Consider the following 14,675-nt stretch of genomic DNA (forward strand, 5'->3'; position numbering starts at 1 on the left):
AGGATGCGATCGAAATTACTCTTCACGGGCCGTAGCCTCCGCGCTGATAGGGCCGGCGTATTCCGGTTTGAGTCGGCCATCCTGGTCCAGGAGCCAGGCATCCATCACTTGTCGCACCACGGGCGCCGCGACGCCAGAACCGGACTCGCCGTTCTCGACCATCACCGACACCACGATTTTCGGGTTATCTGCCGGCGCAAAACCGACGAACAAGGCGTGGTCGCGGTGACGCTCCTGAACCTTGGAGCGGTCGTACTTCTCGCCCTGCTTGATTGCGACCACCTGGGCCGTACCGCTTTTGCCGGCGATCCGGTATTGCGAACCAATGGCCGCTTTACGGGCGGTACCGCGAGCACCGTGCATCACTTGCTGCATGCCGTGGTTGACCTTGGTCCAGTCGGACGGGTCGCGCAGGACGATGTCCGGCATCGGGTTCTCATCCTTCGGCCGCTCGCCCTCGACAGTCTTGGCCAGGTGCGGACGGTTCCAGATACCTTTGTTGGCGACCAGCGCCGTGGCCTGGGCCAGTTGCAGCGGCGTGGATTGCATGTAGCCCTGGCCGATCCCCAGAATCAGGGTTTCGCCCGGGAACCAGGCCTGGCGTCGGGTCGCCCGCTTCCACTCGCGGGACGGCATCAGCCCCGGGGACTCTTCGAACATGTCCAGCGAGACCTTTTGGCCAATGCCGAACTTACCCAGGTAGGAGGACAACCGGTCGATGCCGAGCTTGTGGGCCAGGTCATAGAAGTAGGTGTCGTTGGAACGCATGATCGCCGTGTCCAGATCCACGTAGCCGTCGCCGGTACGGTTCCAGTTGCGGTATTTGTGATCGTAGTTGGGCAGCATGTAGTAGCCGGGGTCGAAGACCCGGGTCGAGGCCGTGACCACCCCCGAATCCAGACCGGCAATCGCCACTGCGGGCTTGATCGTCGAGCCCGGTGGGTACAGGCCGCGCAGCACGCGGTTGAACAGCGGCCGGTCGATGGAATCGCGCAACTCGGCGTAAGCCTTGAAACTGATGCCGGTCACGAACAGGTTCGGGTCGAAACTCGGCTGACTGACCATGGCCAGGACTTCGCCGGTATTGGGGTCCAACGCCACCACGGCACCACGGCGACCACCGAGCGCCGTTTCAGCGGCTTCCTGCAATTTGATGTCCAGGCTCAGGACGATGTCCTTGCCGGGAATCGGATCGGTACGCTTGAGTACGCGCAATACGCGGCCCCGAGCGTTGGTCTCGACTTCTTCGTAACCCACCTGGCCATGCAGTTCGGGCTCGTAAAAGCGCTCGATGCCGGTTTTGCCAATTTGATGAGTACCGCTGTAACCCACCGGGTCCAGAGTTTTGAGCTCTTTCTCGTTGATCCGCCCCATGTAGCCCACGGAGTGCGCAAAGTGCGCGCCCTGCGGGTAATGCCGCACCAACTGCGCGACCACTTCCACACCCGGCAGCCGGAACTGGTTCACCGCGATCCGGGCGATCTGCTCTTCGGTCAGCTCAAACAGAATTGGCACCGGCTCGAACGGCCGGCGCCCCTGCTTCATGCGCTTCTCGAAGATCACCCGATCCTCGGGGGTCAGTTCCAGCACCTGGACGATCACGTCGAGCACTTGCTGCCAGTCGCCGGAGCGCTCGCGGGTCATGCTCAGGCTGAAGCTGGGCCGGTTATCGGCCACCACCACGCCATTACGGTCGTAGATCAACCCGCGAGTCGGCGGAATCGGCTGCACGTGGACGCGGTTGTTTTCCGACAGGGTCGAGTGGTACTCATATTGGATGACCTGCAGGAAATACAGCCGCGCGATCAACACACAGATCAGCGCCACCACCGCAATTGCCCCGAACACGACGCGGCCACGCACCAGACGGGCGTCTTTTTCGTGGTCCTTGATGCGGATCGGCTGGGGCATGAGGGCAGAGCTACTTGTGGTAAGGGTGGCCGGACAGCACTGTCCAGGCACGATACAACTGTTCGCCGATCAGAATCCGCACCAGCGGGTGCGGCAACGTCAACGGCGACAACGACCAGCGCTGATCCGCCCGGGCACAGACTTCCGGCGCCAGCCCTTCGGGGCCACCGACCATGAAGTTCACCGTGCGAGAGTCCAGCCGCCAGCGATCGAGTTCGACCGCCAGTTGCTCGGTACTCCAGGGCTTGCCGTGGACTTCGAGGGTGACAATCCGCTCGTTCGGCCCGACCTTGGCCAGCATGGCTTCGCCTTCCTGACGGATGAAGCGCGCCACGTCGGCGTTCTTGCCACGGGTGTTGAGCGGTATTTCCACCAGTTCCAGCGCCAGCTCGGACGGAAGACGCTTGGCATATTCATGCCAGCCTTCTTCCACCCACTTGGGCATGCGTGAACCGACGGCGATCAGTCGCAGTCGCACAGCGGTCCCTTACTGCTGGTCTTTGTTGAGCTTGATGAAATGCTCGTGGGTGTTTTCCGGGCTGTGGTGAGCCGCGTTCAGAGCACGGCTCTGTTCGGCGCCGGACCACAGACGCTCCAGGTCGTAAAACTGGCGAGCCGAAGCGGTCATCATGTGCACGATGACGTCGTCCATATCCAGCAGAACCCAGTCGCTGTCGCCCTTGCCTTCTTCACCCAGTGGCTTGACGCCCAGGGCTTTGACCGCTTCGCGGACCTTGTCCAGCATCGCGCCGATCTGGCGGTTGGAGGTACCGGTGGCGATGATCATGTAGTCAGTGATGCTCTGCTTTTCACGAACGTCGATGACCTGGATGTCCTGGCCTTTAACGTCTTCCAGGGCTGCTACGGCAACCTTGACCAGCTCATCACCCTTCAGGGGCTCGGTGGTGAGAACCGGCTCAGGCAGCGGGGCGCTCTTGAACGTGCCTTTGCGCTTTACTTTAGTTACGTCTTTGTTCGTCATATAAAACTCGTTTTGCTCGTATGTTCGGGCGTTTCAATACACGTCATTTCGTGCCTTGAAACATGCCCTTTTTTCAGTTCGACGCACGGTAGAGACCGTGCGCATCGATGTAGGCCAGGACCGCGTCGGGCACCAGGAAACGTACCGACTTACCGCTGGCCAGCAGTTGACGGATCTGGGTGGCGGATACCGCGAGCGGTGTCTGCCAGACGAATGCAATCTGTCCGCTCGGCCCTTTTAGGGCCAGCGGGTCGCTCACCGAGCGTGCCGCCAACAGATTGCGCAAGGCATCCGGCGGTTCGCTGTCGGCATCCGGGCGTTGCAGCACCAGGATGTGGCAATGCTGGAGCAACTCTTCCCAGCGGTGCCAAGTGGGCAGGCCGCAAAATGCGTCCCAGCCCAAAAGTAGAAAAACCTGGGTCTCAGCGGCCATTTCGGCGCGCATCAATTCCAGGGTATCGATAGTGTAGGACGGTTTGTCCCGCTGCAATTCACGGGCGTCCACCACCAACGGTGCCACACCGGCCACCGCGCACTCGACCATCGCCAGACGGTCCTGCGCCGACACCTGTGGCGTGTCCCGATGCGGCGGTCTGGCACTGGGTGTCAGACGCAGTTCATCGAGGCCCAACGATTCGGCGACTTCCAGTGCACCGCGCAAATGGCCGATGTGCACCGGGTCGAAGGTTCCGCCCAGCACGCCAATGCGTCGAGGCTCAGCCTCGCCGGCAGTGACCGGGGCTGACGGGTCGAGATCGCCCAAGTCAGACCGACTCCTGTCCGCGCAACTGGCCGTCGCCGACCACGATGTACTTCTCGCAGGTCAGACCTTCGAGGCCCACCGGGCCGCGGGCGTGCAGCTTATCAGTAGAAATGCCAATCTCGGCACCCAATCCGTATTCAAAGCCATCGGCGAAGCAGGTCGGCGTGTTGATCATCACCGACGACGAGTCGACTTCAGCCACGAAACGCCGGGTGTCAGCGAGGTTTTCACTGACGATCGAATCGGTGTGGTGAGAGCCGTACTTGTTGATGTGCTCGATGGCCTGATCCAAACCGTCGACCACGCGGATCGACAGAATCGGCGCCAGGTACTCGGTGTTCCAGTCGTCTTCAGTCGCGGCAACGGCCTCGATGATCGACCGGGTGCGTTCGCAACCGCGCAGTTCAACGCCTTTTTCGCGGAACTGTGCAGCCATCGACGGCAGGAAATCTTTGGCAACGCTTTGATCAACCAGCAAGGTTTCCATCGCGCCGCAGATGCCATAGCGGTAAGTCTTGGCATTGAAGGCGATGCGCTGGGCTTTCGGCAGGTCGGCGTGGGCACTGACGTAGACGTGGCAGATGCCGTCCAGATGTTTGATCACCGGCACACGAGCATCGCGGCTAACCCGTTCGATCAAGCCTTTGCCGCCGCGCGGCACGATCACGTCAACGTATTCAGGCATGGTGATCAGTGCGCCAACGGCTGCACGGTCAGTGGTTTCGACCACTTGCACCACGGCGGCTGGCAGATCGGCCTCGGCCAGGCCGCGCTGGATGCAGGCGGCAATGGCACGGTTGGAATGAATCGCTTCGGAACCGCCACGCAGGATGGTCGCGTTGCCGGACTTCAGGCACAGGCTGGCGGCATCGATGGTCACGTTCGGGCGGGACTCGTAGATGATCCCGATCACGCCCAGCGGCACACGCATCTTGCCGACCTGGATACCGGACGGGCGAAAGCTCATGTCGCGGATCGCGCCGACCGGGTCCGGCAGCGCCGCGACCTGGCGCAGGCCAATGATCATGCCGTCGATCCGTGCCGGGGTCAGCGCCAGGCGTTCCAGCAAGGCAGGCTCAAGACCGTTGGCGCGACCTGCGGCCAAATCCAGCTCATTGGCCGCCGTCAGCTCGCCGCGTGCAGCATCCAGCGCATTGGCAGCAGCCTGCAAGGCGCGGTTTTTCTGCGCAGTGCTGGCACGGCCGATGATGCGCGACGCTTCACGGGCAGCGCGACCCAGGCGGGTCATGTAGTCGAGGACGGACTCAGTCATGGTCGGGAGTGGTCTTTGCTGGATTTTGGAAAAGAGTAAAGCGGCAGATTATAGCTGTCGCGTCTCTGGACTAACAGCGGTGACGGGCGGATGGTCGAAATGGAGGGCAATTTGCCGACGTTCAGCCGTGATTAAGCTGCAAATTGTTATCATCGCGACTCAATCAGCCCTGATAAACGCCGTTCATCATGTCCAACCTGACTGTTCGCGCCGCCCTTTCAGCCCTGCCTACGGCGCTCCCGGACGGGTTTTTCGACCGTGACGCGCAAACTCTGGCCCGGGATTTACTCGGTAAAGTCATCCGTCATCGTGTCGGCGACCTGTGGCTCAGCGCCCGAGACATCGAGACTGAAGCGTATTACTGCGAAGAAAAAGGCAGTCACGCCTCCCTTGGCTACACAGAAAAGCGTAAGGCTTTGTTTCTGGATGGCGGCCACATCTATATGTATTACGCCCGGGGCGGCGATTCGCTGAACTTCAGCGCCCAAGGGCCGGGCAATGCGGTGCTGATCAAATCCGCTTATCCGTGGGTCGATGAATTGAGCGGGCCAGCGAGTCTGGCGCAGATGCTGGTGAACAATCCCGACGCTCAAGGCCGCCCTCGCCCCTCGCAAAAACTCTGCGCCGGGCAAACATTGCTGTGCAAGTCCCTGGGTTTGAAGGTGCCGGTCTGGGACGCCAAGCGCTTTGATCATGAAGTGCTGCTGGTGCAAGACGTCGGCCCGGCCCCCGCCCATATCATTCAAACCACTCGCCTGGGCATTCCCCACGGACGTGACGAACATCTGATGTACCGCTTCGTTGATGCGGCTTATGCGCCGTATTGCACGCGGAACCCGCTGCGACGGGGACAGGTCGAAGGTCGCGATTATTTTTTGTTGTGAACACAATCTCCCTGTAGGAGCTGCCGAAGGCTGCGATCTTTTGATTTTGATCTTTTCAATACCGCAGAAAATCAAGATCAAAAGATCGCAGCCTTCGGCAGTTCCTACGCAGGGGTCAATTTGTAAAGTGGAGTTGTAGGTATGGGCCCATGGCTCGATAGCATCACCGGTTGGTTGACGGTCAATCCGCAGTGGCTGGCCGCCGCGGTGTTCATAGTGGCCTGCGTGGAATGCCTGGCGATTGCCGGGCTGATCGTGCCCGGTACCGTTTTGCTGTTTGCCATCGCGGTGCTGGCCGGCAGCGGCGCGCTGCCGCTCGGCGAAACACTATTGCTGGGTTTTCTCGGTGGTTTGTTCGGTGACATGGTTTCGTACTTTCTTGGGCGACATTTCCACCAGAACATTCGCCGCCTGCCGGGCTTGCGTCATCACCCGGAATGGATCGCCGGGGCCGAGTCTTATTTCCAGCGGTATGGCATCGCCAGCTTGTTAGTCGGGCGCTTCATCGGGCCGTTGCGGCCAATGCTGCCGATGGTCGCCGGGATGTTCGACATGCCCTTCCCGCGCTTTATCGCCGTCGAGCCTGCTGGCCGCTGCGGGATGGAGCGTTGCCTACCTGCTGCCCGGCTGGGCCACAGGCGCGGCGATTCGCCTGCCATTACCGGAAGGCTTCTGGCCAGAAGCGGGGATCGTCGCCGGCAGCATTGCGGTCATGATCGGCTTGAGTGTCACCAGTAGCCTGCGTCGCCATCGCCACGCCAGCGCCTTCATTGCCAGCCTGGGCCTGGTGATTCTGCTCGGGCTGTTTTTCGGCTACCCGCACCTGAGCGCGCTCGATCAAGGCTTGATGACTCTGGTGCAAGAACACCGCAGCCCGATGATGGATGAGGTGGCCGTCATCTTCACGCTGCTCGGCGAGTTCCGAAATATGCTGGTGTTCAGCGCCCTGCTGACCGGCCTGCTGTTGCTGACACGGCAATGGCGTCAGGCGATTTTCGTTGGCGGCGCACTGTTGTGTACGGCGATTGGCAACACTGTGACCAAGCACTTTTTCGCCCGCCTGCGCCCGGAAGTGCTGACCGATCCACTGACCAGTTACAGCATGCCCAGCGGCCACGCCTCCGGCTCCTTCGCGTTGTTTCTGGCGCTCGGAGTTCTGGCTGGACGCGGACAACCACCACGAATGCGCCTGACCTGGCTGTTGCTGGGCTGCATGCCGGCGCTGGCAATTGCTATGTCGCGGGTGTACCTGGGCGCGCATTGGCCGACCGATGTACTGGCCGGCGCAATGCTGGCGGCGTGTGTCTGTGCGGCGAGCCTGTGGCTGAGTCAACGCCAGACACCACTCAACCCAATGCCACCTAAAGTCTGGTGGCTGGTGTTGCCGTCGATGCTGGCGTTGTTTGCGTTCTTTGCTTTACGGCATTTGCCGCATGCGATGTTGCGGTATGCGTATTAAGGCGAGCCCTCAAAAGATCAAAAGATCGCAGCCTTCGGCAGCTCCTACAGGGTGAACACATATCCCGTGTAGGAGCTGCCGCAGGCTGCGATCTTTTAGGGTTCAAGCAAACAGTTCGCCCTGCAACTCATCCAGCAACGCCTGAATCGCATCCAGCCGTTGCTGCGGGTCATCGAGTTGCAGCAGGTCAATCTTATCCACTTCCGCAAACGGCAGCAGATACGCCAATTGATTGGCCAGTGACTGTTGCCCGGTTGCTTCAGCGCCCATGTTCAGCGCCTCGACCATCGGGTGTTCGGCCAAGGCCTTGAGCAGCGCAACCAGGTCAGCGTCTTCATCCTGCAACGGTTGTTCAGGTTCGTCTTCCAGCCACTCGACGTCGGCGACAGTCAGGTGATCGCGCTGGATCTCGGTGTGCAGGACATTGAAACGCCGGCCACCCTGCACCCGAATCCCCAACAGGCCGTTGTCCTGCTGTTTGAAGTCGGTGATCAATGCTTCACAGCCCACCAGCGCATAACCCGCCGGGGCGATACCGACTTCTTCGCCGTCCAGGATGCACACCACACCGAAGCCGCCGCCTTGTTTCATGCAGCGGCTGATCATGTCCAGGTAGCGCGCCTCGAAGATCTGCAAATCGAGGATGCAACCTGGGAACAGCACCGTGTTCAGCGGGAAAAGCGGCAGACTCATAGACATTTCCTTACACCACCATCGACACCGCCAACGGCAGGAACACCGCCGTGGCCACGCCCATCAGACTCATCGCCAGCGCCGCGAAGGCACCGCATTCTTCACTTTCCTGCAAGGCCACCGAAGTGCCGACCGCGTGGGCGGTCATGCCCAGGGCCATGCCGCGAGCCTCAGGGCTATGGACACCGAGCCGGGTCAAAAGACTCGGGCCGAAAATCGCACCGATCACGCCGGTAATCAACACGAACACCGCTGCCAGTGCCGCGACACCACCAATCTGCTCGGCCACCAGCATCGCAATCGGCGAGGTCACGGATTTCGGTGCCATGGTCATCAGGATCATATGTTCGGCACCAAACCACCAGCCCAGCAACACACCCATGCCCGTGGCGACCACGCCACCTATCACCAGCGTAGTAAAAATCGGCCAGAACAACTGCCGAATCCGTCGCAGGTTCAAGTACAGCGGCACCGCCAACGCAACCGTGGCAGGGCCGAGCAGGATGCTGAGAATCTCGGTGCTCTTGCGGTACTCGGCATAGGTCAGGCCGCAGCCCACCAACACGCCGATCACCAGCACCATCGAGACCAGCACCGGTTGCAGGAAGACCCAGCGGGTTTTCTCGAACGCCGCGAGCACCAGTTGATAAGCGCCCAGCGTAATGCCGATGCCAAACAGCGGATGGTGAATCACCGAATCCAGGGCACCTTGCCAATCGAGGATCATTGGCCGTCTCCGCGATGGGCGTGGCGTTTGATCAGGCGCTGCATCAGCACCCCGACGAAGGCCATGGATAGCACCAACGACAACACCAGTGCGCCGGCGATGGCCCAGAAGTCTGCGGCAATGTCCTTGGCATAAACCATCACGCCCACCGCCGGCGGCACCAGCAGCAACGGCAGGTAACGCAGCAAACTGCCCGCGGCCAGGTTCAGCGGCTCGCCGACTTCGCCACGAATAATCAGGAACACCAGCAACAGCAGCAGGCCGATAATAGGTCCCGGCAGCACCGGCAAAAACAGGTGGTTGATGGCTGTGCCCAGCAATTGGAACAGCACCAGCCAGGTCAGGCCACGTAACAACATCCAGCATCTCCCGCAACGCTCGCCCCACCAAAAAGGGGCCGGGCATTATAAGCACGCCGACGCTATAGACCGGCATTCGCCAAAAGCATGGTCAGTTGACCGGAGCAATTTGTCATGTTGATCTAAAGTAGTAAGCCGGGAGGTCAAATCCCCCCACCTCAAAACTATAAAACCGATGAAACCAAGGAGAGTCTCAATGCCCTATGTTCCTGTTGCAGAGCTCAAAGATTATGTCGGCAAGGAACTTGGACGTTCCGAATGGCTCACCATCGATCAGGAGCGCATCAACCTGTTCGCCGAAGCCACAGGGGATTATCAGTTCATTCACGTCGACCCGGTCAAAGCCGCGAAAACCCCATTCGGCAGCACCATTGCCCACGGTTTCCTGTCGCTGTCGCTGATGCCCAAACTGATGGAAGACATCCTGATCCTGCCGGAAGGCGTGAAAATGGTGGTCAACTATGGCCTGGACAGCGTGCGCTTCATCCAGCCGGTGAAAGTCAATTCACGGGTACGGCTCAAGGTCGACATGAACGAAGTCACCGAGAAGAAACCCGGACAATGGCTGCTCAAGGCCACCGCAACACTGGAAATAGAAGGCTCGGACAAACCGGCGTACATCGCCGAACCGCTGTCCCTCTGTTTCGTGTAAAGCCTCTGGATGCGAAGCAGCTCATGCTGTTTCGCGACTCTATTTATTCCCTCGCTATATAAGGTCGCATAGCTGCGGCATACTCGGTCGCCTAACTGCCCGGATCCCGCTATGCGCTCACTTGCACCCCTCGCTTTGACCCTGTTGCTCACCGCTTGCGGCGATGGCGAATCGCTGCTATCCCCTGACGCCCGACTGCCGGATGGCGGACGCTATCGCGGAGACTTGGTCAATGGGTTGCTGCAAGGCCAGGGCCGCATCGACTACCCGAACGGCAGTTGGTACGCCGGCCAGTTCGACAAGGGCCAATGGCATGGCCAAGGCGAGTGGCACGGCAGCAACGGCGAGGTGTATCGCGGGCAGTTCCAGCAAGGGCTCTTCGACGGCCAGGGCACGCTGACCACCAATGGCAGCAGCTACAGCGGCGGCTTCAAACTCGGCCGGCGCGACGGCGAAGGCACCCTCAAAGAAAACGGCATGACTTACCGCGGTGAGTTCAAGGCCGATCAGTATTCAGGGCTCGGCCGTCTCGAACTCGAGGACGGCAGCTCGTATCAAGGCCAGTTCGCCCATGGCAAGCCCAACGGCGAAGGCCAGCGTGGAGATGCCAGCGGCAATCAGTTCAGCGGGCATTTTGTCGACGGCCAGCTGGAAGGCAACGGCACCTTCAACAGCGCCGACGGTGATATCTACGTCGGTGCCTTCAAAGACAACCAGCTCAACGGTAAGGGGCGCTACGAGAACGCCGATGGCGATGTCTGGATCGGTCAGTTCAAGGAAGGCGTGCTCAACGGCAAAGGCGAGCTGATCGGCACCGACGGCAGCCATTACATCGGCCAGTTCAGCGATTGGCGCTTCACCGGCCCGGGCCGCTTGAACCTGGCCGACGGCAGTTTCTACGTCGGTGGATTCGACGCTGACAGCTATCAAGGTCGCGGCACCCTGGTGCTGACCGACGGTACCGTCATCAGCGGCACCTGGATCAACGGCCAACGCGTCCGTGACGCCGACGGCAAGTTGTTGCCCGACACCCTTGAGCTCGGCTTGCTGGCCCAGGGCCGCTTGCTCGACGAAGCGCTGGCCAACGTGCCCGCCTCGACCCCGGCGGTTGAGCTGTACAGCCTGACGCTCGGCGGCGACGGCAAGCAGAGCGTATTCCTGCGCGAATCCGACTACGTCGCCAACATGCTCGCCAGCCGCTTCGGCGCCTACGGCCAGATCCGCCTGGTCAATCATCGCGATCACCTCACCGACCGGCCGATGGCCACCCGGGAAAACCTGCGCCGCGCTGCCCTGACCCTGGCCGAACGCAGTGGCCCGGAAGACCTGATATTCATCTACCTGACCAGCCACGGCACCAGCGAACACGAACTGGTACTCGACCAGCCACGAATGGAGCTGGCCGACCTGCCGGCCGACGAACTGGCTGCGGTCCTCGCGCCCCTGAAGAATCGCGACAAGATCATCGTGATTTCATCCTGCTATTCCGGCGGCTTCATTCCGGCGTTGAAAGACGAACGAACCCTGATCATGACGGCCTCGCGGGCTGACCGGGTGTCCTTCGGTTGCTCGGAAGAAGCCAACTTCACCTACTTCGGCGACGCGCTGTTCGCTCAGGCGCTGAACCAGACCGACGACCTGGAGCAAGCCTTCAAACTGGCCAAGGCCACCGTTGCCGAGCGCGAGCTGGCGGACAATTTCGAAGCCTCTGAACCGCAGATCTGGGCGCCGAAAACCGTGCTCGCACACTGGCAATTGCTGCGCAAACAACAAGCGCGAAAAGCATTACAAAGTGCTGCTATCAGCAGCAAGGACGCCAAGAGCAACTAAGCTGAATAGTATCAAGGGGGAAACACTATGTACTTGACGCCTCAGCATGTCTTGCTTGCCGGAGCTACTGGCCTAACCGGCGAACGTTTGCTCGATCGCCTGCTCAATGAGCCAACGATTACGCGGGTCCTGGCACCGTCACGCCGGCCACTGGCCGAGCACCCTCACCTGGAAAACCCGGTCGGCGACCCGGCGGTGTTTCTGCCGCAACTGAACGGTCGCGTCGACATCGCCTACTGCTGCCTCGGCACCACAATCAAACAGGCCGGCACCGAGCAGGCGTTTCGCGCGGTGGACCTGGACATGGTGGTGGCGTTCGCCAAGCGCGCACGGGAAATGGGCGCCCGACACCTGATCGTGATCAGCGCCTTGGGTGCTGATCCAAAATCCTCGGTTTTCTACAATCGGGTCAAAGGCGAAATGGAACAAGCCTTGCGCGCGCAAGACTGGCCGCAGTTGACCATTTGCCGCCCTTCCCTACTGCTGGGTGAGCGCCTCGAACCGCGGCTGGCCGAGCAATTCGCCGGGCCGTTGTCGCGATTGATTCCCGGCAAATACCGCGGCATCGAAGCCTGCCAACTGGCCCGCGCCATGTGGCGACTGGCGCTGGAAGAGCAGGATGGCGTGCGGGTGGTTGAGTCGGATGAGCTGCGTAAATTAGGTAAATAAGATCAAAAGATCGCAGCCTTCGGCAGCTCCTACAGGGTGAACACATATCCCATGTAGGAGCTGTCGAAGGCTGCGATCTTTTGCTTTGGCTTTTACAACCCGCCCGTCGCCTGGAACCCAACCCCAATCACCGTCAACACCGACAACCGGCAACAGCAAGGTGTCGAGCAACGCGCTGGCCGGCAGGTCGACATTGGGATAACTCGGGGCTTCGGCACCGAAACGATCCTTGGCGCAACAACCGCCGTTCATCGCATACAAATCCAGCCGCGTCCCCGAATACACCACCGGCGCACCCGGCTGCGCGGCATTCAGGGTACGAGCGGTGGCGCAACCGGTCAGTTGCAACGCCAGCAACACCATCAGCAGCTTATTCATCGCTGCTCAAATGATGCTCGCCCCAACGCGGCAGCATGTCCTGAGGAATGTTCAACAGATTGAGAATCCGCGCGCGACGAAGTCGATCAGGTCGTCGATGGTCTGTGGCTGATGATAGAAACCCGGCGACGCCGGCATAATCGTCACGCCCATGTTCGACAACTTGAGCATGTGCTCCAGATGAATGCTCGAGTACGGCGCCTCACGCGGTACCAAAATCAATTGGCGGCGCTCCTTCAAGGTCACGTCGGCGGCCCGCTCGATCAGGTTGTTGCAGGCACCGGTCGCGATAGCCGACAAAGTCCCCGTCGAGCACGGCACCACCACCATCGCCGCTGGCGCACCGGAGCCCGAGGCCACCGGCGACATCCAGTCTTCCTTGCCGTACACCTTGATTTGCCCGGCGGCAGCCCCGGTGTACTCGGTGAGGAAGGCCTGCATGGTCTGCGGCTTGGGCGGCAGCGTCACGTCAGTCTCGGTGGCCATCACCAGTTGCGCAGCCTTGGAGATCAGAAAGTGCACCTCCCGGTCCTCGCGCACCAGGCAATCAAGCAGGCGCAAGCCGTACTGGGCGCCGGAAGCACCGGTCATCGCCAGCGTAATGCGCTCCGGGCCGTTGTTCATTGCAGCGCCTCGGCGAGTTTGCCATGCAGGCCGCCGAAGCCGCCGTTGCTCATGATCACCACGTGGGTGCCGGGCTGGGCCTGGCTTTTCACACGTTCGATGATGCCTTCGAGTGAGTCGCTGACAATCGATGGCACGGTGCACAGTGCCGCCGTCCCCGCCAGGTCCCAACCGAGGTTCGCCGGTGCGTACCAGATCACCTGATCGGCATCGACCACGCTTTCCGGCAAACCGTCACGGTGCGCGCCGAGCTTCATGGAGTTGGAGCGCGGCTCGATGATCGCGATCAACGGCGCATCGCCAATGTGTTTGCGCAGACCATCGAGCGTGGTGGCAATGGCAGTCGGGTGGTGCGCGAAGTCATCGTAAATGGTGATACCACGGACTTCCGCGACTTTCTCCATCCGGCGCTTCACGCTTTTGAACGCACTCAGCGCCGCAATGCCCATGGACGGCACCACGCCGACATGGCGGGCCGCCGCCAAGGTCGCCAAGGCGTTGGCGACGTTGTGCTGGCCGGTCATGTCCCACTCGACCACGCCTTGGGCGACGCCTTCGAACATCACTTCAAACTTGGAACCGTCTTCGCTCAGCAGTTTGACCTGCCACTGACCGCCGGCACCGGTGGTTTGCACCGGGGTCCAGCAGCCCATTTCGATCACGCGCTTCAGCGCCGGCTCGGTGGTCGGATGGATCACCAGGCCTTCGCTCGGGATGGTCCGCACCAAATGGTGGAACTGCCGCTCGATGGCTGGCAGATCGGGGAAGATGTCCGCGTGATCGAACTCAAGATTGTTCAGGATCGCCGTGCGTGGGCGGTAGTGAACGAACTTGGAGCGCTTATCGAAGAACGCGCTGTCGTATTCGTCGGCTTCGATCACAAAGAACGGTGTACCACCCAAACGAGCGGACACCGAGAAATTCTGCGGCACGCCCCCGATCAGGAAACCCGGGCTCATGCCCGCGTGCTCCAGTACCCAGGCAAGCATGCTGCTGGTGGTGGTCTTGCCGTGAGTGCCGGCAACGGCCAGCACCCAGCGACCTTGCAGCACGTGATCCGCCAGCCATTGCGGGCCGGAAACGTAGGGCAGGCCTTTGTTCAGTACGTACTCGACGGCCGGGTTGCCACGAGACATGGCGTTGCCAATCACCACCAGATCCGGTGCCGGATCGAGTTGGGCGGGATCGTAGCCTTGGGTCAACTGAATGCCCTGAGCCTCAAGCTGAGTACTCATCGGCGGATAGACGTTGGCATCGGAGCCGGTCACGTGATGGCCCAGCTCTTTGGCCAGAACCGCCATCGAACCCATGAAAGTGCCGCAGATACCCAGAATATGAATGTGCATAGTCGACCTCGTAAAACATGGCCGCAGGTTAGCGTAGGGTAGGAAAAATCGCACTCTTTAGCTGAGACCGGTATGCACTTCTGTGGCGAGGGAGCTTGCTCCCGCTCGGCTGCGCAGCAGTCGTA

The 14,675-nt window shown here is 60.9% G+C and carries 13 protein-coding genes and 3 pseudogenes; 5 read left to right on the top strand and 11 right to left on the bottom strand.

The annotated features are described in order from the left end of the window. Positions 1-15 precede the first annotated feature (15 nt). The 5 genes from mrdA to RHM58_RS04335 all read right to left on the bottom strand — a co-directional run bounded on the left by mrdA (position 16) and on the right by RHM58_RS04335 (position 4,929). Entirely contained in the window at positions 16-1,911 is a 1,896-nt protein-coding gene (gene mrdA / locus RHM58_RS04315; protein ID WP_322269741.1) for a penicillin-binding protein 2, read from the bottom strand. A gap of 10 nt (positions 1,912-1,921) precedes the next feature. Further along, positions 1,922-2,389: a 23S rRNA (pseudouridine(1915)-N(3))-methyltransferase RlmH gene (gene rlmH, locus RHM58_RS04320; RefSeq protein WP_003185785.1), complete on the bottom strand. Its 468-nt coding sequence runs from the start codon at positions 2,387-2,389 to the stop codon at positions 1,922-1,924. A gap of 9 nt (positions 2,390-2,398) precedes the next feature. Then, positions 2,399-2,893, bottom strand: coding sequence for a ribosome silencing factor (gene rsfS / locus RHM58_RS04325; RefSeq protein WP_131063098.1), 495 nt, complete (start codon positions 2,891-2,893; stop codon positions 2,399-2,401). A gap of 73 nt (positions 2,894-2,966) precedes the next feature. Next, positions 2,967-3,656: a nicotinate-nucleotide adenylyltransferase gene (gene nadD / locus RHM58_RS04330; RefSeq protein WP_201198156.1), complete on the bottom strand. Its 690-nt coding sequence runs from the start codon at positions 3,654-3,656 to the stop codon at positions 2,967-2,969. Between the two features lies 1 nt (position 3,657). After that, positions 3,658-4,929, bottom strand: coding sequence for a glutamate-5-semialdehyde dehydrogenase (locus tag RHM58_RS04335; protein WP_201198157.1), 1,272 nt, complete (start codon positions 4,927-4,929; stop codon positions 3,658-3,660). A 188-nt stretch (positions 4,930-5,117) separates the two neighbouring features. Here RHM58_RS04335 and RHM58_RS04340 point away from each other — a divergent pair, with 188 nt between their 5' ends. Next, positions 5,118-5,813: a DNA-3-methyladenine glycosylase gene (locus RHM58_RS04340; protein WP_322269744.1), complete on the top strand. Its 696-nt coding sequence runs from the start codon at positions 5,118-5,120 to the stop codon at positions 5,811-5,813. A gap of 141 nt (positions 5,814-5,954) precedes the next feature. Then, a pseudogene (locus RHM58_RS04345) lies at positions 5,955-7,272 on the top strand (bifunctional DedA family/phosphatase PAP2 family protein). A gap of 102 nt (positions 7,273-7,374) precedes the next feature. On the opposite strand, the gene RHM58_RS04350 reads toward RHM58_RS04345, so the two are convergent. From RHM58_RS04350 to RHM58_RS04360, 3 genes are read right to left on the bottom strand one after another with little or no spacing between them, the layout of a single operon-like run. Next, positions 7,375-7,965 (bottom strand): LON peptidase substrate-binding domain-containing protein, encoded by a 591-nt coding sequence (locus RHM58_RS04350; protein ID WP_322269745.1) that lies wholly within the window; start codon positions 7,963-7,965, stop codon positions 7,375-7,377. Positions 7,966-7,975: 10 nt separating this feature from the next. Then, positions 7,976-8,692 carry an LrgB family protein gene (locus RHM58_RS04355; protein ID WP_322269746.1) on the bottom strand — a complete coding sequence of 239 codons (717 nt, stop codon included), beginning with the start codon at positions 8,690-8,692 and terminating at the stop codon, positions 7,976-7,978. Next, complete coding sequence (locus RHM58_RS04360) at positions 8,689-9,051, bottom strand: CidA/LrgA family protein (protein ID WP_201191898.1); 363 nt, start codon at positions 9,049-9,051, stop codon at positions 8,689-8,691. Before RHM58_RS04360 ends, RHM58_RS04355 begins: the two co-directional genes overlap by 4 nt. A gap of 196 nt (positions 9,052-9,247) precedes the next feature. On the opposite strand from RHM58_RS04360, the gene RHM58_RS04365 reads away from it, so the two are divergent. The 3 genes from RHM58_RS04365 to RHM58_RS04375 all read left to right on the top strand — a co-directional run bounded on the left by RHM58_RS04365 (position 9,248) and on the right by RHM58_RS04375 (position 12,202). Beyond that, complete coding sequence (locus tag RHM58_RS04365) at positions 9,248-9,703, top strand: MaoC family dehydratase (protein WP_201198161.1); 456 nt, start codon at positions 9,248-9,250, stop codon at positions 9,701-9,703. A 111-nt stretch (positions 9,704-9,814) separates the two neighbouring features. After that, positions 9,815-11,533: a C13 family peptidase gene (locus RHM58_RS04370; RefSeq protein WP_201255362.1), complete on the top strand. Its 1,719-nt coding sequence runs from the start codon at positions 9,815-9,817 to the stop codon at positions 11,531-11,533. Positions 11,534-11,560: 27 nt separating this feature from the next. Then, positions 11,561-12,202: an oxidoreductase gene (locus RHM58_RS04375; protein WP_201198163.1), complete on the top strand. Its 642-nt coding sequence runs from the start codon at positions 11,561-11,563 to the stop codon at positions 12,200-12,202. Between the two features lie 92 nt (positions 12,203-12,294). Here the strand turns inward: RHM58_RS04375 and RHM58_RS04380 are convergent. From RHM58_RS04380 to mpl, 3 genes and pseudogenes are all read right to left on the bottom strand, one after another. Further along, a pseudogene (locus tag RHM58_RS04380) lies at positions 12,295-12,580 on the bottom strand (YceK/YidQ family lipoprotein). Continuing rightward, positions 12,573-13,204: pseudogene (gene ubiX / locus RHM58_RS04385) on the bottom strand (flavin prenyltransferase UbiX). The pseudogenes RHM58_RS04380 and ubiX overlap by 8 nt, the downstream one beginning before the upstream one ends. Next, complete coding sequence (gene mpl, locus RHM58_RS04390; RefSeq protein WP_201198166.1) at positions 13,201-14,550, bottom strand: UDP-N-acetylmuramate:L-alanyl-gamma-D-glutamyl-meso-diaminopimelate ligase; 1,350 nt, start codon at positions 14,548-14,550, stop codon at positions 13,201-13,203. Before mpl ends, ubiX begins: the two are co-directional and overlap by 4 nt. Positions 14,551-14,675: the final 125 nt, after the last annotated feature.

It is taken from the genome of Pseudomonas sp. 10S4, from assembly GCF_034344865.1.
GTDB lineage: Bacteria > Pseudomonadota > Gammaproteobacteria > Pseudomonadales > Pseudomonadaceae > Aquipseudomonas.